Here is a 15,728-nt window from a genome sequence, read left to right as displayed (position 1 = left end):
ATTTTATGTTTTAATTTCAGTTCACTTTACTGTCACTCAATTTGCTATCATGCTATACTACATTCAGATGTTAGATTTAAGGAGGCTATAAAAATGGCAATTGTACATGCAACAGATCAAGACTTTTCACAACAAATCGCTTCAGGCGTTGTACTTGTAGACTTTTGGGCAACATGGTGTGGACCATGTAAAATGATTGCACCAGTTTTAGAAGAAATTGATGCAGAAATGAGCGATCAAGTAAAAATCGTTAAATTAGATGTTGATAACAACCAAGCAACTGCTGCAGAATATCAAGTAATGTCAATCCCATCTTTATTATTATTTAAAGACGGCGAGCTAGTTGCTAAAACTGTTGGATTCCAACCAAAAGAAGCTTTAGTAGAGTTCATTAACAACAATAAATAATGCTATTGCGATGTCCCAAAGGTGGCTTTAAGCTGCTTTTGGGTTTTTTTGCTTTATAAACAACCTCTTTTTTCTCGCATTTGTTCTTCTAATCGCCGTATAATAGTATAAAAGGTAAATTAAATTTAGGTGATAATAATGAATGATAACATTCAAAATAAATTAGCGATTTTGCCCGAGGAACCTGGCTGTTATTTAATGAAAGATCGTCAGGGGACAATTATTTATGTCGGCAAAGCAAAAATATTAAAAAATCGAGTTCGTTCGTATTTTACGGGCTCCCATGATGGGAAAACCCAGCGGCTAGTAAGTGAAATTGAAGATTTTGAATATATTGTTACTTCAAGTGATTTAGAAGCATTAATTTTAGAGCTAAACCTAATTAAGAAACATGATCCGAAATATAACGTAATGCTGACGGATGATAAAACATATCCTTATATAAAAATAACGAATGAAAAATATCCGCGTATTTTAACAACACGAAAAGTTAAAAAAGATAAAGCAAAATATTTTGGACCATATCCAAATGCATTTGCGGCAAATGAAACAAGAAAATTACTAGACCGCATTTACCCATTAAGAAAATGTGCAAGATTGCCTGATCGCGTCTGCTTATATTATCACCTTGGCCAATGCCTTGCTCCTTGTGTAAAGGAAATTGAGCCAAAAGTATATGATGACATGATAGAAGAAATAACAAAATTTCTTAATGGCGGCTATGAGGAAGTAAAAGAAGACTTGCAAAAGAAAATGATGGAAGCCGCAGAAAATCTTGAATTTGAACGTGCTAAAGATTTTCGTGATCAGATTGCACATATTGAAACGATTATGCAAAAGCAAAAAATCGTTTCAGCAGACTTATCAAATCGTGATGTATTTGGATTTACTGTCGAAAAAGGTTGGATGTGTGTACAAGTATTTTTTGTGCGTCAAGGGAAGCTGATTGAACGTGATGTTTCTATTTTCCCAATTTATCGTGATCCTGAGGAAGAGTTTTTAACCTTTATTGGTCGTTTTTATGATATTCCGGAACATATAAAACCAAAAGAAATTTTTATTCCAAATAATATAGAGACGGGTATTTTAGAAAAACTGCTTGATGTAAAAGTGATAATCCCAAAGCGAGGACCTAAGAAAGAGCTCGTTGAATTGGCAATGAAAAATGCACAAATTGCTCTTCATGAGAAATTTCAGCTAATTGAACGTCAAGAGGAAAGAACTATCGGTGCTTGTGAGGAGCTTGGAGATGCGATGAATATCGCTGCACCTCTTCGCATCGAAGCGTTTGATAATAGCCATATGCACGGTGCAGATGCTGTTTCGGCTATGGTCGTTTTTATTGACGGAAAACCAGCAAAAAAGGAATATCGCAAATATAAACTTCGAGAAACGGCGAAACATGATGATTACGGTGCAATGCAAGAAGTTATTCGCCGCAGATACACAAGAGTATTAAAAGAAAATTTACCTCTCCCTGATTTAATTATTATCGATGGTGGGAAGGGACAAATGGAAGTGGCACGCGAAGTAGTAGAGGATGAGCTAGGTCTTTACATTCCCATTGCGGGACTGGCAAAAGATGAAAAGCATAATACTTCCCAACTGCTATTTGGCGACCCGCCAGTACCTGTCGAAATGAAAAGAACAAGTGATGGCTTTTATTTATTGCAGCGTATTCAAGATGAAGTGCACCGATTTGCCATTACGTTTTTACGTCAACAACACCAGACACATGCGATTCAATCTGTTTTAGATGGAATTGAAGGTGTAGGCCCAAAACGAAAACAACAATTGTTAAAGCATTTTGGATCAATAAAGAAAATAAAAGAATCAACTATTGAACAACTAATAGAAGCTCATATTCCAAGTGCTACAGCAACCGCCATTTATAATTATTTCCATAAAGATACATTGTCAAAGGAATAATTGTATGATATTGTAAGCACATAACATCTAGTATATTTATGATAGAGGTGCAAGGTTTAATAGTAACTGATTGGAGGATGAACAATTCCTGAGATAGTTAGTGAAAGGAAAACTTGCCGAAGCGGTAAATCAATTGTTCAGGTTTACTTGCTGGTTTTACATTTAAGAAATGTAAGACTGTCAGAATCAAAATCAAGGTTCTGGAGGGCTATCTCGCAAAACGTTCCAATCTTGAGGTATGTTTAGAGGCAGCTTTTCACTTTTTCTGTGAGAAGTTGCTTTTTTATTTATAGCTAAACGAAATTCATCCTTGTTTGATGTAGAAAAGGTCAGCATCGATGTTAAAAAGGAGTGTGTGCCTATGACGAACATTGTTGTAAAAATCGACAGTTCTTCACTATCAACACCTGAAAAAATAGAGCAAATTGCTAAAAGAATAGTTGAAGAAAAAAAGCTTGGGCGAAATGTAATTGCCGTCGTACCATCTATGGAATTAATTGACGATATGTTCCTTCAACAAGCATATTTACTTTCAGATAAGCCCTCAAAACGAGAGCTTCATGTACTTGACTCAATTAATGCGCAGATTGCAAGCAGCTTATTAGCAATTGCAGTTCAAAAAAATGGATTTAAAGCAATCTCATTAACAGGCTGGCAAGCAGGAATTCAAACTGTAGAATCAAATAATAATGTACTCATTGACAATATAAATCAGAAATTCATTTTCGAGCGCATAAAAAAGGGAGAAATAGTCATTATTGCAGGGTCCCAAGGAATCGATAAGAAAAATGATATTTTGACATTAGGTGACGGTGGTCCAGAAACAATTGCGGTCGCAATCGGAGCAGCAATTCAAGCACAACGTATAGAAATTTATACAAATCAGGATGGCATTTACACAGCAGATCCCAATATAGTAAAAGAAGCTAGAAAGTTAAAGCAGATTTCTTATGATGAAATGCTTGAGCTGGCAAACCTTGGTTCACAAATTATCCATCCGCGAGCTGTCGAATTAGCCAAAAGATATAAAATGCCATTAATAGTTCGATCTAGTACAGAAAATGCCAAAGGGACTATGATAAAGGGAGAGGTTGACATGGAGAAAAATTTAGTTGTACGTGGTGTTGCTTATGAAGCAGACATTATTCGCTTAACAGTAGGGTATGATTCTTATGAGTATTCATCACTTGCTACTATTTTTTCTACACTGGCTCAGCATAACATCGATGTTGATATAATCGTACAAGCAGTAATTGATGGAGTTAAACCGACTGTCTCCTTTTCAATCGCTAAAGGAGATTTTGCAGAAGCAATTAAGGTATTGGAGAAAAATAAAGCAGCTTTAGGGTTTAGTTTTGCAGATTTCGAGGTAGGTTTAGCAAAAGTATCAATTGTAGGCTCAGGGATGGTTTCAAACCCTGGTGTAGCTGCACGCATGTTTGACCGACTACGAAAAGAAAACATATTAGTGAAAATGGTAAGTACATCGGAAATAAAAGTATCTGTTGTTGTGCCGCAAGATGAAATGGTTAAAGCAGCAAATGCTTTGCATGACGAGTTTAATTTAGTAGAGGAATTAGTTAATTAATAATAAAAGCCGTCCAAAAATAATTTTCGGATGGCCTTTTTATATTTAATGGAAGAAACTACAAATTTATTCAATCGTTTCTTTTTTATCCCATTTAACAGTAAATATAACTTGGTGCTGTTTTTCTCGTTTTTCATCATGGCATTCAGTTAAGCAGCCTTTGATTCCTTGTATCTGCTGTGCGATAAAGCCAGCCTCGAGTCGAAATGAACGTTCCTCGATATTTAGTAAATCAATATCATTTGTCAGATGAAAAATACAGCCGTCCTTTTCTTCTTTATCTAGTGTCAAAAAACCCCATCCTGCATCTTGGAAAAATGAGATAATAAGCTGAGTATCAGTACATGGAAATTTTCTTGCCAAGTCTTTACCTGCCCAATATAGAACTTCTTTCTCGTGTTTTCCTAATATTGTAGGAAGCAAGTAATCTCTTATTAAATCATAACCAAATGCTGGAACAGTTTTGTTCTGAAATGATGTCATCTAAAAATACCTCTTTCGTGAATTTTCTTATTTTTACTTAAAAAGAACATAAAAATTTCGTAAAGTAGAAAAAAACCTCTTGTGAGAGCAAATTCTTTATTTATTTGTATGTATAAAAAACTGGAAGCTACCTTGACGCTAATAGTTCTTGAGAGTACAATGGACATGTCATAATATTGTACCATGATGAAATCCGCAGTCAATGTAATATCGTTTACAAAATAGTGACGATATTGGCTCGCTTTTCAAAAGTACTAAGGGGGGTAACAGTCTTGTCGAAAAATCGAGAGTTTTACTGGCGCCGCTTACATTCCTTACTAGGTATTATCCCTGTAGGTCTGTTTTTGGTGTTCCACTTATCTTTGAACTTCACTGCGACAGGTGGAGAAGAGGCTTACAACAATGCTACTGGAGTAATGGATTTAGTTCCACATTCTCTACTACTAATTGTTGAATGGATCGTAATTTACATACCAATCCTATTCCACGGATTATATGGTGTGTATATTGCATTTACGGCTACTAACAATGTGAAACGCTTCGGCACATTCCGTAACTGGATGTTCGCACTACAACGTTTTACAGGAGTATTCCTTGTAATTTTCATTGCGTGGCACATCTTCCAAACTCGTATTCAAAAAGCACTTGGTGCAGAAGTTGAATTCAGTATGATGGAAGAAATCGTTCGTAATCCATGGATGCTTGCATTCTATATTGTAGGTATTTTATCAGCTACATTCCACTTATCTAATGGAATTTGGTCATTCCTAGTAAGCTGGGGGATTACACAATCGCCTAAATCACAAAAAATCGCATCGTATGTTACAATGGTATTCTTCGTATTGTTAAGTATTGTTGGTGTTGCGGCAATCTTAGCATTCGTGTAATTAACACAATAGAACATCCGCTATGTTTTTAGCAAATAAAGAGGAGTGAGGAGTAATCATGGCGAAAAGCAAAATCATCGTCGTAGGTGGCGGTTTAGCTGGCTTAATGGCTACGATGAAAGCTGCCGAAGAAGGCACTGAAGTTGAATTATTCTCATTAGTTCCCGTAAAACGTTCACACTCTGTATGTGCGCAAGGTGGAATTAATGGTGCTGTTAATACAAAAGGTGAAGGGGATTCTCCTTGGATTCACTTTGATGATACAGTTTACGGTGGGGACTTCTTAGCAAACCAACCACCAGTTAAAGCAATGTGTGATGCTGCACCTGGCATTATTCACTTATTTGACCGTATGGGAGTTATGTTCAACCGTACTCCAGAAGGTTTATTAGATTTCCGTCGTTTCGGTGGAACACTACATCACCGTACAGCATTCTCTGGTGCGACAACTGGTCAACAATTGCTATATGCACTTGATGAGCAAGTTCGCCGCTATGAAGTTGACGGTTTAGTTACAAAATACGAACACTGGGAATTCCTTGGCGTTGTTTTAGACGACGAAGGTCATTGCCGTGGTATCGTAGCTCAAAACATGCAAACTGAAGAAATTCAATCATTCCGTGCTGATGCTGTAATTATGGCAACAGGTGGTCCTGGTATTATCTTCGGTAAATCTACAAACTCAATTATTAACACTGGTTCTGCAGCATCTATCGTTTACCAACAAGGTGCTTCATATGCAAACGGTGAGTTCATTCAAATTCACCCTACAGCGATTCCTGGTGACGACAAAAACCGTTTAATGTCAGAATCTGCTCGTGGTGAAGGTGGACGTATTTGGACATACAAAGACGGTAAACCATGGTACTTCCTAGAAGAAAAATACCCTGCATACGGTAACTTAGTTCCTCGTGATATCGCTACTCGCGAAATCTTCGATGTATGTGTAAACCAAAAATTGGGTGTTAATGGTGAAAACGTTGTATATCTAGACCTTTCTCATAAAGATCCACATGAATTAGACGTTAAACTTGGTGGTATTATTGAAATCTATGAAAAATTCGTAGGTGACGATCCACGTAAATTACCAATGAAAATCTTCCCAGCAGTTCACTACTCAATGGGTGGTTTATGGGTAGATTACGACCAAATGACTGAAATTCCTGGTTTATTTGCAGCAGGTGAATGTGATTATTCACAACACGGTGCTAACCGTCTAGGAGCAAACTCATTATTATCAGCTATTTATGGTGGTTCAGTTGCTGGACCAAACGCTGTTAAATATGTAAAAGGCTTAAAGAAACATGCAGAAGATCTTCCTCAATCAATCTATGATGCTCGCGTTCAAGAAGAGCAAGAGAAATGGGACGCAATTCTTAAAATGGATGGTAATGAAAACGCATACTTACTGCATAAAGAGCTTGGTGAGATGATGACTGATAATGTAACAGTTGTTCGTTATAATGACCGATTAGAAGCTACTTATAATAAACTTGGTGAAATGTTAGAACGTTGGGAAAACATTAACATCAACGACACACAAAAATGGAGTAACCAAGGGGCTCACTTCACTCGTCAGTTGAAAAACATGTTATATCTTGCTCGCGTAATTACTAAAGGAGCACTTTTACGTAACGAATCTCGTGGAGCTCACTACAAACCAGAATATCCTAACCGTGATGACGAGAACTTCTTAAAAACAACAATGGCGAAGTTCAATCCACAAACTGGTGAACCGGAAATTACTTATCAAGAAGTTGACGTTTCTCTAATTCCGCCACGTAAACGTGACTATTCTTCATAAAACATAAGGGGGGTCATTAATCATGACAACAGCAGTAGGAACTGGAAGAACAATTAAACTTGAAATCCTTCGTCAAGACACTCAAGGTGGAGCAACACGTTGGGAGAAATTCGAAGTTCCTTACCGTCCAGGTATGAACGTTATTTCTGCTTTAATGTTCATTCAACAAAACCCTGTTACAGCTGATGGTCAAAAAACATCTCCAGTAACTTGGGACATGAACTGTCTTGAAGAAGTATGTGGTGCTTGTTCTATGGTAATTAATGGTCGTCCACGTCAATCATGTTCTACATTAATTGACCAATTAGAACAACCAATTCGTCTTGAACCAATGAAAACTTTCCCAGTTGTCCGCGACTTACAAGTAGACCGTAGCCGTATGTTCAACGCTCTTAAGAAAGTTAAAGCATGGGTTCCAATCGACGGAAGTTATGATTTAGGTGAAGGTCCACGTATGCCAGAACGCAAACGTCAATGGGCTTATGAATTATCTAAATGTATGACTTGTGGTGTTTGCTTGGAAGCATGTCCAAACGTGTCTGAAAAATCTTCATTCATCGGACCAGCTCCACTTTCACAAGTACGTTTATTCAACACTCACCCAACAGGTGCAATGAATAAAGATGAACGTCTTGAAGCAATTATGGGAGATGGTGGCCTTGCAAACTGCGGTAACTCACAAAACTGTGTTGCTGCATGTCCAAAAGGTATTCCACTAACTACTTCAATTGCAGCACTTAACCGTGCAACAACTGTACAAATGTTCCGTAACTTCTTCGGTTCAGATCATATGGTTGATTAATAGTAAAAGATAAATGTATTAGTATAATAAAAGGGTATCTAAGTCATAATTTATGACTTTTAGATACCCTTTTTATTTTACTTGCATAATATAGAATGGCAGCCAGTTTGGGCTGTTGCGTTCAAGCTTAAGGAAGCTTCTTCTTTCACTTTTCCTATAAACTATTTTAACAATAATTTGTAAGCTTTATCTTCACAGCATCTAAGATTTACCTTGCGAATCAATAACAAAACACTTATGCCATGGCTTTCATTTTTGTTATAATAAATGAACCACTATTCATTTTATCTTCTTTCAGTACTGAATGAAGATATAGCCTTCGGTGAGTCATGCAATTTCGTGATGGGTTTGGGGAGGGAAGTTAACCTAAGTGAGTTTCTGCCATAAGACAATGGTTAACTGGTTAAGCATTATGCTTGATCCTACACGAATCCGCAACTTGAATGCTTATTAGCCAAGGCGTAAATTGACAAAAGGGGATAGGGGAAATAGGAAAGGGGTTATGAAGATGAAAGCAAATTATATTGCAGATCCACAAGCTTGGGCAGAAGAATTTGAGTTTTATGTAGAAGTGAAGGTAAGATTTTCTGAAACGGATATGTTTGGACATCTTAACAATACCGTACCTTTTACTTATTTCGAGTATGCGCGTATTGAATTTTTAAAGCATATCGGGTTTTCAACAAAATGGTCTGCAGATGAAGTAACGAAAATTACTGTAGTGGCAGACCTGCAATGCGACTATTTAAAACAAGTATTTTTTGATGAAACACTTCGAATCTATGTAAAGGCAGCACGAATCGGTACTACATCAATTGATATTCATTATTTAGCAAAAAACGAACATGATGAGGCATGTTTTACTGGTCGAGGAACAATTGTTCAAATTGATAAACAAACTGGAAAAGCAATTCCATGGGATGAAAAAGAAATATTAATATTACATGGGAAATAGTAAAAATGCCCTCACAGCCTTTCAACTCTTATCATACTTTACATAGAAGAGGAGATAGGAGGGTGTTGCCTTATGAATAGCCCGCAGCATCGTTCGCTTTTGACGAAAAGAGAACGGGAAATATTCCAGTTATTAATCTTAGATTACTCTACAAAAGATATTTCGCAAAAGTTGGGCATTAGCGAAAAAACGGTGCGTAATCATATTTCAAACACGATTCAGAAACTGGGCGTATCCAGTAGATCACAAGCATTAATCGAATTACTGAGGCTAGACGAATTATCACTACATTAGAATGGATGCTTGCTATTTCGCTTAAAACACTTCAAAATAGAATTAACTTCATTTCAGCAAAAATTTTTTGTCCCTAAGTGTACACACAAGTTCAAAAGTAGCTGAGACGGATTTGATTCTTGAGGAGTGAATGCACTTAATGAGTAACAACGAAATGCGCAGCCATGGTACAGTAGCATTTTTAGAAAAAGAACTACGCTATATATCACATTTAATTAAACAAAAAGGCAGAGAAATATTAAGCAATTACACGATTACACCTCCACAATTTATTGCGCTTCAATGGTTACATGAATCGGGCGATATGACAATTGGGGAATTATCGAATAAAATGTATTTGGCTTTTAGTACGACAACTGATTTAGTTGATCGTATGGAAAAAAGTGAATTAGTAGTGCGCATTCGTGATGATCAAGACCGCCGAGTTGTACACATACATTTGCTTGAAGAGGGAGAAAGAATCATTCAAGAAGTTATCGAAAAAAGGCAGAACTACTTACATGAACTTTTAGTAGATTTTGATAATCAGGAAATAGAAATGTTATCAAAATTACTATATAAACTACATTTACAAATGGTAGAGGATTGAGGCGGTTTTTGTGAATGCACCGATTGGCGTTATTGATTCAGGTGTTGGCGGCTTAACAGTTGCAAAGCGAATGATGGAAGTTTTACCATATGAAACTATTTATTATATTGGTGATACTGCAAGATGTCCATATGGACCAAGAAACAGGCAAGAAGTATTAAAATTCACATGGCAAATGGCAAATGTATTACAAAAGATGAATATTAAAATGCTTGTCATTGCATGCAATACAGCAACCGCAGTAGCGTTAGATAGCTTGCAAAAAAATTTATCGATTCCTGTAATTGGAGTTATAAATGCTGGTGCACGTGCTGCTGAGAAAAAAACAAAACGAAACGAAATCGTCGTACTTGCAACAGAAGGTACAATTAAAAGTGGTGCATATGAAAATGCGCTGCTTTCTTTAAGTACGAAGGCGAAAATAATTCCTCTTGCATGTCCGACGTTCGTCCCACTTGTAGAAAGTGGAGAATATGAAGGACAATTTGCATTCGACTTAGTAGCAAAAGGTTTAAAGCCGCTAGCCAATAAAAAATTTGATACAGTTATATTAGGATGTACACATTATCCAATTATCCAGCATCATATCGAAAAAGTGGTTGGACCCGATGTTGTGGTCCTATCCTCAGCAGAGGAAACTGCAAGGGATGTAAAAGACTTATTAGAGTATAATGATCAGCTCTGTACTTCTACAAAAGAGCCGCATCATATTTTCTATTCAACAGGGTCAGTACCAATTTTTCGCTCAATCGCTGAAAATTGGCTTAAAAAATCAAATTTAGACATACGTCGTATAAAACTATAATCTACTAGGTATTCAAACTTTTTGAGTTTGAATATCTAGTTTTATTTTTTTATTCGAAAATAATAAAATCATTTGAGTGTGAGTGCAACAATTTTTTCCCAAACAAATCGTCTAGCGGAAGAGGCAAAAGGAACAAAAATACAATTATATTAGTGATGGTGGGCACAGTAAAATTTCCTGGGCAATTGAAGATTAAATGATTATTGGATTAGCTCCAGTTAATATTCAGATGATGCGAGGTTCGAGGGTGTAGGTGATTATGGCTAAACAAAAAATATATAGTTATTGGGAAATATTAACTAAACCAACCGATTTATTACATGTACAAGTGGTATTAGCTAATATTGTTATGTAGAAACAATATTATATAATAAGGATACCTCAATTAAGCGGTGTGTAGAAACTCTATATATCGTTTTTAATTGTGAAACAAGCTTGTGTTGGCGTTTTCGAAATAGTTTCAAATTAATGGTGTGTATGGTACTTTAATTTAAATTATGTTAATATGGGGGCGCGAAACAACGAGGAGGACAATTATGACAAGACATGATGGACGAGAGGTTGACCAATTAAGACCAGTAAACATCGAAAAAAATTATTTAATGCATCCAGAAGGATCTGTACTTATAAAAGTAGGGAATACAAAGGTTATATGTACTGCAACAATTGAAGATAGAGTGCCTGGGTTTTTACGAGGTCAGGGTAAAGGATGGATCACTGCAGAATATTCTATGCTGCCAAGAGCGACAGCTGAACGTACACAACGTGATTCTTCGCGTGGTAAAGTGAATGGCCGTACGATGGAAATTCAGCGTTTAATTGGCCGAGCTTTGCGCGCCATTGTTGATTTAGAAGCGCTGGGTGAAAAAACAGTATGGATTGATTGTGATGTTATTCAAGCAGATGGCGGCACTCGTACTGCATCAATAACAGGTGCATTTGTCGCTTTAACAATTGCCATTGCAAAAATCCATGAAATAAAACCGTTTGCAAAATTCCCCATTGTAGACTTTTTAGCTGCAACAAGTGTCGGGATCATTGATGAATTAGGCCCTATTTTAGATTTGAACTATGTTGAGGATGTTGCAGCAGCTGTTGATATGAATCTTGTCATGACAGGTGCAGGACGCTTTGTAGAAATACAAGGGACAGGGGAAGAGGCAACTTTCTCTCGTGATGAACTTAACACATTACTGGACTTGGGTGAGAAAGGTATTTCTGAACTAATTGCCATTCAAAAAGAGGTACTTGGAGAAGCAGCAAACCTTGTAGGTTCTTTGAAGGAGGAAGCATAAATGAAACAGGTAGTAATCGCAACGAAAAATAAAGGAAAAGCAAAAGATTTTGAAGCTCTTTTTGGTCCTCTAGGCTATGAAGTCGTAACAATGTTCGATGTGGCGCCAGATATGGAAATTGAAGAAACAGGGACAACCTTCGAAGAAAATGCCGTTTTAAAGGCTGAGACGCTTTCGCGTGAGCTTAATAAGCTTGTTATTGCAGACGATAGTGGTTTAGCAATTGATGCATTAGGGGGGGAACCAGGCGTATATTCTGCCCGCTATGCAGGCGACCATGATGATGAAGCAAATATCGTAAAGGTACTAGAGAAAATGCAGGAGGTCCCAGATGATAAACGTACAGCTCGTTTTTGCTGTGCATTAGCCATTGCAGGACCTGGCATTGAAACATACACGGTTTTTGGAACATGTGAGGGCGTCATCTTACATGAGAAGCGCGGTACAAATGGTTTTGGTTACGACCCAATTTTTTACGTTCCAGAACTAGGGCGCGCAATGGCTGAATTGTCTCCTGAAGAAAAAGGAGCCATTTCACACCGTGGCAATGCTATTCGTAAACTTGCTGAAGAATTGCCGAATTTGTTAAAATAAACTAGTTGCACGGAATTTTACTCATTATTTAGCGAGAAATACCTGAAAGTTTAATAATTATTTGGTAAAATGAAATTAGCCCGGTACTTTTTGGTATCGGGTGGTTTTGATTCATTTAAAAGGTGCTAAGTTTTTGGAAGAAGTATTTGTTTAAGACATCAAGCTGCTTAAGAATGAGTGTATACTTGTAACAAGTGTCTATTTCACTGGTATAGGCGAAGAATGCTTCTTATTGGTAAACCATTTATTAAAGGAGACCTAAGTGTGAAATTATTAGTAATGAGTGATACACATGGGGATGCTGAGGTAATAAAGCGTGTACGGGATGCACATTTAGATGTCGATGCAATCATCCACTGTGGGGATAGTGAGCTGCCATTTGATCATCCTTATTTAGAAGGTGCAAAACGGGTGCGCGGCAATTGCGACCACGATTCCCGCTATCCTGAAAAGGAACTGTTCAATGTAGAGGGCTTAAAGATATTTGTTGCTCATGGTCATTTGCTAAATGTAAAGTCAACAACAATGAACTTGCTATATCGTGCCAAAGAGGTTGAAGCTGATGCAGCATTTTTCGGCCATTCACATGTATTAGGAACAGAATTAGTGGATAATATATTATTTGTGAATCCAGGAAGCCTCCTAAAGCCCCGAGGCATTGATGAAAAAAGCTATGCTATAGTTGAGTTTGCCGATCAATCTTGGAAAGTTACAGGGTATACGGATACAGGAGAAGAGATCTTTACGAAACGATTTCCTTTAGATGAGTAACAAAGATTAATGCTTTCAGAAAAAAATAAGAAAAATTTTCATTTATTTTTAAAATACCGTTGACATTCTCCTGTAATGCACATATAATAATAATTGTCTTTAATGGTTATTACCATGTTTGACCAATGTCTCAGTAGCTCAGCTGGATAGAGCATACGCCTTCTAAGCGTACGGTCGGGGGTTCGAATCCCTCCTGGGACGTCATAAGGTAGTTTTAGAAAAAGAAACTATCATCGAAAACAGCCTTAAATCCTTTTATATAAAGGGTTTAAGGCTGTTTTGTTTATTTAAGAAAAAGATAAAAATAGTTAAAAAATAAATAGTAGGTACCTATTTGGTACCCAATTATTTGTTATTTGTACTTATACAGCTTGACTTTCATCTCGTTCCTGTATAGCAAGTGAGCGTAATGAACCAGTGTTGTTTGAAGATCCACTTGTGTAAGATTTTTGTAAAATTAGATTAAATCAAGCTATCCAGATCGATTAAATTTTTAGTATAGCTCAGGAATTAGTAATAACTGATTCAAAATAGCTTTTATTGGAAAATATGATTTTCTAATCAACAATAATTACTGGGTCAAATAACCAATCTTTTGATTTGTAATTATTATCGTACATATTTCTTACATCACGAGTGATTCCATTATCAATAAGTAGGTCTCGGAATCTTTTACTTAAAAAAATTGGATGATATGCCCATTGTCCGTTTGACTTCCACTCTTGAAGGATATTTATATCTTTGATTGGATTCTGCTCAATATCAATTTTATTATAGTGATAAGGGTAATCAATCCGACCTCTTATGTTACATATAGAACATTGATCATTTGTTTCTGTAATAAAATAATAGTGTTTCATTTCGGAGCTCCATGATGGAAGAATGCTAGTCGGAATTATTTGAAATGCTGGTTGAGCTGTCTTTTTACCGATATGTATCACTTCTTGCAATTTATAACCCGTTATATTCCACTTTTCCATTAGAATGGCCATTTTCTCCGAAACAACCCAATAATCAATACCGACATTTACCATATATCGGTCTCCAATTTTAGAAGTATCTATAACTAAAGCAGAGTTTTGAACTTTTGCTTGAAGTCCGCAATAATTACATATTGTCTTCCATTCAATTCCATCTTTTTTATGTTCTAAAAATACTTTTTGAGAATTACCGGTTGATCTTAACTCAAAAAAAGGAGATGGCTTAAAATCTTCATCATCAAATTTAAAGGATAAAGCCTCACCACATGATAAATTGAATTCACTCTCTAAAATGGAAATGATTCTTGCGAGTGTATCAACAGTTAATCTCTCATTTAGATTAATTGGAACTTCGACATAAACTTCAGAACTGTGTTTTCGTTTCTCCGGAAAAGTCAATTGAATTCCATATTTATAAAAGAATTCTTCAAGCTTATTCTTTAGGTAGTAATCAGCATAAAAATCAACAATTACTCTTGTTTCCATGTTTCCTCCCTTATTACAAGAAAGAGTGAGACTATATTAATTCCTGCTCAAGCGTAAATCTTCTCACAATTCTTTGATATGGCGAATGAGAGTGCTACTTGTTGCTATAGATTCGTTCTATAATTTTTTCAAAATCTTCTTGTGAAAGTGTTTCGTCTTGAGGATATCCCACCATAAAACCTTGTGTGGCAGCAGGCAATTGATAGGTTAACATTACGGTCATTTTTTTAGGATGATCATTATATTCATCATAAGTTTGTTTTGTTGTTGCATTTTTAGAAGGTTTACTAAAGGGAGCATACCCTTTAGTAGAATCTACAAATACAATTGGTATTTGTAAGCTTTCAAATCGTTCAATATACTCAATTTGAGTAACAGTATTAAAGTAATCATCTTCAATCATAATTGTTGAATATTTATTTTTTAAATCGTCTTGAAGTAATAAATCCTCAACTCCCAATGATTCAAAATGAACATTTTCATATCGGAATTCCTCTAAAGTACCAACAACTCCTATATTCACAGTTTCTTCAAAGGTTATTTTATTATTTGAGCAACCACCGATTAAAAACATTAAAACAGCAATTAACAAATACATAAATTTATTCATAATAAATTATCCATTAATCTCTCTAATATTTTCATTGTGAATATCTGTAAGATCTTTTATATAAAATAATGAAAAATCATCCCTTATATCTACCTCAAAAAAATAAATATTTTCGGTATCTTTATCTATAACTTCTATTTCAAACAATCCTATTCCTGGAAGATAGTTAATTTCCTTGGGTATTAAATTTTCCCTATCTACGCCATAGTTAGTTTCAATATTATTTTCAGCATAAAAGTATGCGACAGCTTTTTTAGATTTAGAATTATAATAATAATTACTGACGAAAATTACCAATATACAAAATAATACATTAAATATAACTAATTTTTTCATTTTCCTCCCCCTAATCCAATTCATAAAAAGTCAGCTGCTAAAATTACTTTCATTTCCCGAATCTGATACAGATTATGCATATTTATCATGGGGTATCCAGGTTAGGATATTT

Annotated in this window: 17 protein-coding genes, 1 tRNA gene and 1 riboswitch; of the genes, 14 read left to right on the top strand and 4 right to left on the bottom strand. The window is 35.9% G+C overall.

What is annotated here, in order from left to right; all coding sequences use genetic code 11:
• The first annotated feature begins 54 nt into the window (after nt 1–54).
• From trxA to EKG35_RS06440, 3 genes are all read left to right on the top strand, one after another.
• Nucleotides 55–408, top strand: coding sequence for a thioredoxin (gene trxA, locus EKG35_RS06450; RefSeq protein ID WP_281274596.1), 354 nt, complete (start codon nt 55–57; stop codon nt 406–408).
• A gap of 138 nt (nt 409–546) precedes the next feature.
• Nucleotides 547–2,337, top strand: coding sequence for an excinuclease ABC subunit UvrC (gene uvrC, locus EKG35_RS06445; RefSeq protein ID WP_126293620.1), 1,791 nt, complete (start codon nt 547–549; stop codon nt 2,335–2,337).
• A 34-nt stretch (nt 2,338–2,371) separates the two neighbouring features.
• A riboswitch (Lysine riboswitch) is annotated at nt 2,372–2,556 on the top strand.
• A 142-nt stretch (nt 2,557–2,698) separates the two neighbouring features.
• Nucleotides 2,699–3,925: an aspartate kinase gene (locus EKG35_RS06440; RefSeq protein WP_126293619.1), complete on the top strand. Its 1,227-nt coding sequence runs from the start codon at nt 2,699–2,701 to the stop codon at nt 3,923–3,925.
• Nucleotides 3,926–3,991: 66 nt separating this feature from the next.
• Here EKG35_RS06440 and EKG35_RS06435 read toward each other — a convergent pair whose 3' ends face one another.
• Nucleotides 3,992–4,408: a YslB family protein gene (locus EKG35_RS06435; protein ID WP_126293618.1), complete on the bottom strand. Its 417-nt coding sequence runs from the start codon at nt 4,406–4,408 to the stop codon at nt 3,992–3,994.
• Nucleotides 4,409–4,680: 272 nt separating this feature from the next.
• Here EKG35_RS06435 and EKG35_RS06430 point away from each other — a divergent pair, with 272 nt between their 5' ends.
• The 11 genes from EKG35_RS06430 to EKG35_RS06380 all read left to right on the top strand — a co-directional run bounded on the left by EKG35_RS06430 (nt 4,681) and on the right by EKG35_RS06380 (nt 13,405).
• The gene (locus EKG35_RS06430; protein ID WP_126293617.1) at nt 4,681–5,295 is read left to right on the top strand and encodes a succinate dehydrogenase cytochrome b558 subunit; all 615 of its coding nucleotides are present in this window, start codon (nt 4,681–4,683) and stop codon (nt 5,293–5,295) included.
• A gap of 58 nt (nt 5,296–5,353) precedes the next feature.
• Complete coding sequence (sdhA, locus tag EKG35_RS06425) at nt 5,354–7,099, top strand: succinate dehydrogenase flavoprotein subunit (protein WP_126293616.1); 1,746 nt, start codon at nt 5,354–5,356, stop codon at nt 7,097–7,099.
• Between the two features lie 22 nt (nt 7,100–7,121).
• Nucleotides 7,122–7,901, top strand: coding sequence for a succinate dehydrogenase iron-sulfur subunit (gene sdhB / locus EKG35_RS06420; protein ID WP_126293615.1), 780 nt, complete (start codon nt 7,122–7,124; stop codon nt 7,899–7,901).
• Between the two features lie 508 nt (nt 7,902–8,409).
• Nucleotides 8,410–8,856 carry an acyl-CoA thioesterase gene (locus EKG35_RS06415; RefSeq protein ID WP_185807663.1) on the top strand — a complete coding sequence of 149 codons (447 nt, stop codon included), beginning with the start codon at nt 8,410–8,412 and terminating at the stop codon, nt 8,854–8,856.
• 72 nt (nt 8,857–8,928) lie between these two features.
• Nucleotides 8,929–9,150 carry a helix-turn-helix domain-containing protein gene (locus tag EKG35_RS06410; protein ID WP_097072809.1) on the top strand — a complete coding sequence of 74 codons (222 nt, stop codon included), beginning with the start codon at nt 8,929–8,931 and terminating at the stop codon, nt 9,148–9,150.
• A gap of 139 nt (nt 9,151–9,289) precedes the next feature.
• Nucleotides 9,290–9,739 carry a MarR family winged helix-turn-helix transcriptional regulator gene (locus EKG35_RS06405; protein WP_126293613.1) on the top strand — a complete coding sequence of 150 codons (450 nt, stop codon included), beginning with the start codon at nt 9,290–9,292 and terminating at the stop codon, nt 9,737–9,739.
• A gap of 10 nt (nt 9,740–9,749) precedes the next feature.
• Nucleotides 9,750–10,544, top strand: coding sequence for a glutamate racemase (gene racE / locus EKG35_RS06400; protein WP_126293612.1), 795 nt, complete (start codon nt 9,750–9,752; stop codon nt 10,542–10,544).
• A gap of 536 nt (nt 10,545–11,080) precedes the next feature.
• Nucleotides 11,081–11,839: a ribonuclease PH gene (gene rph, locus EKG35_RS06395; RefSeq protein WP_126293611.1), complete on the top strand. Its 759-nt coding sequence runs from the start codon at nt 11,081–11,083 to the stop codon at nt 11,837–11,839.
• On the top strand, nt 11,840–12,433 hold the full coding sequence (locus tag EKG35_RS06390; RefSeq protein WP_126293610.1) for an XTP/dITP diphosphatase: 594 nt from the start codon (nt 11,840–11,842) through the stop codon (nt 12,431–12,433). It abuts the gene before it with no gap.
• A 264-nt stretch (nt 12,434–12,697) separates the two neighbouring features.
• The gene (locus tag EKG35_RS06385) at nt 12,698–13,204 is read left to right on the top strand and encodes a metallophosphoesterase (protein WP_126293609.1); all 507 of its coding nucleotides are present in this window, start codon (nt 12,698–12,700) and stop codon (nt 13,202–13,204) included.
• Between the two features lie 127 nt (nt 13,205–13,331).
• A tRNA-Arg gene (locus tag EKG35_RS06380) sits at nt 13,332–13,405 on the top strand.
• A 356-nt stretch (nt 13,406–13,761) separates the two neighbouring features.
• Here the strand turns inward: EKG35_RS06380 and EKG35_RS21210 are convergent.
• The 3 genes from EKG35_RS21210 to EKG35_RS06360 all read right to left on the bottom strand — a co-directional run bounded on the left by EKG35_RS21210 (nt 13,762) and on the right by EKG35_RS06360 (nt 15,616).
• Nucleotides 13,762–14,670, bottom strand: a complete 909-nt coding sequence (locus EKG35_RS21210) for a hypothetical protein (RefSeq protein WP_246020222.1) — start codon at nt 14,668–14,670, stop codon at nt 13,762–13,764.
• A 94-nt stretch (nt 14,671–14,764) separates the two neighbouring features.
• Nucleotides 14,765–15,280: a hypothetical protein gene (locus tag EKG35_RS06365; protein WP_126293608.1), complete on the bottom strand. Its 516-nt coding sequence runs from the start codon at nt 15,278–15,280 to the stop codon at nt 14,765–14,767.
• Between the two features lie 6 nt (nt 15,281–15,286).
• Nucleotides 15,287–15,616 (bottom strand): histidine kinase, encoded by a 330-nt coding sequence (locus tag EKG35_RS06360; RefSeq protein ID WP_126293607.1) that lies wholly within the window; start codon nt 15,614–15,616, stop codon nt 15,287–15,289.
• Nucleotides 15,617–15,728 lie beyond the last annotated feature (112 nt).

This window comes from Lysinibacillus telephonicus (genome assembly GCF_003966145.1).
In the GTDB taxonomy this organism is placed as follows: domain Bacteria; phylum Bacillota; class Bacilli; order Bacillales_A; family Planococcaceae; genus Ureibacillus; species Ureibacillus telephonicus.
This window is presented reverse-complemented; position numbering and strand designations above follow the sequence as displayed.

Bases quoted from the DNA above. Each gene is read 5' to 3' on its own strand.
- uvrC (WP_126293620.1), top strand. From the start codon at position 547: ATGAATGATAACATTCAAAATAAATTAGCGATTTTGCCCGAGGAACCT.
- EKG35_RS06440 (WP_126293619.1), top strand. From the start codon at position 2,699: ATGACGAACATTGTTGTAAAAATCGACAGTTCTTCACTATCAACACCT.
- EKG35_RS06435 (WP_126293618.1), bottom strand. From the start codon at position 4,408: ATGACATCATTTCAGAACAAAACTGTTCCAGCATTTGGTTATGATTTA.
- sdhA (WP_126293616.1), top strand. From the start codon at position 5,354: ATGGCGAAAAGCAAAATCATCGTCGTAGGTGGCGGTTTAGCTGGCTTA.
- sdhB (WP_126293615.1), top strand. From the start codon at position 7,122: ATGACAACAGCAGTAGGAACTGGAAGAACAATTAAACTTGAAATCCTT.
- EKG35_RS06415 (WP_185807663.1), top strand. From the start codon at position 8,410: ATGAAAGCAAATTATATTGCAGATCCACAAGCTTGGGCAGAAGAATTT.
- EKG35_RS06410 (WP_097072809.1), top strand. From the start codon at position 8,929: ATGAATAGCCCGCAGCATCGTTCGCTTTTGACGAAAAGAGAACGGGAA.
- EKG35_RS06405 (WP_126293613.1), top strand. From the start codon at position 9,290: ATGAGTAACAACGAAATGCGCAGCCATGGTACAGTAGCATTTTTAGAA.
- rph (WP_126293611.1), top strand. From the start codon at position 11,081: ATGACAAGACATGATGGACGAGAGGTTGACCAATTAAGACCAGTAAAC.
- EKG35_RS06390 (WP_126293610.1), top strand. From the start codon at position 11,840: ATGAAACAGGTAGTAATCGCAACGAAAAATAAAGGAAAAGCAAAAGAT.
- EKG35_RS21210 (WP_246020222.1), bottom strand. From the start codon at position 14,670: ATGGAAACAAGAGTAATTGTTGATTTTTATGCTGATTACTACCTAAAG.
- EKG35_RS06365 (WP_126293608.1), bottom strand. From the start codon at position 15,280: ATGAATAAATTTATGTATTTGTTAATTGCTGTTTTAATGTTTTTAATC.
- EKG35_RS06360 (WP_126293607.1), bottom strand. From the start codon at position 15,616: ATGAAAAAATTAGTTATATTTAATGTATTATTTTGTATATTGGTAATT.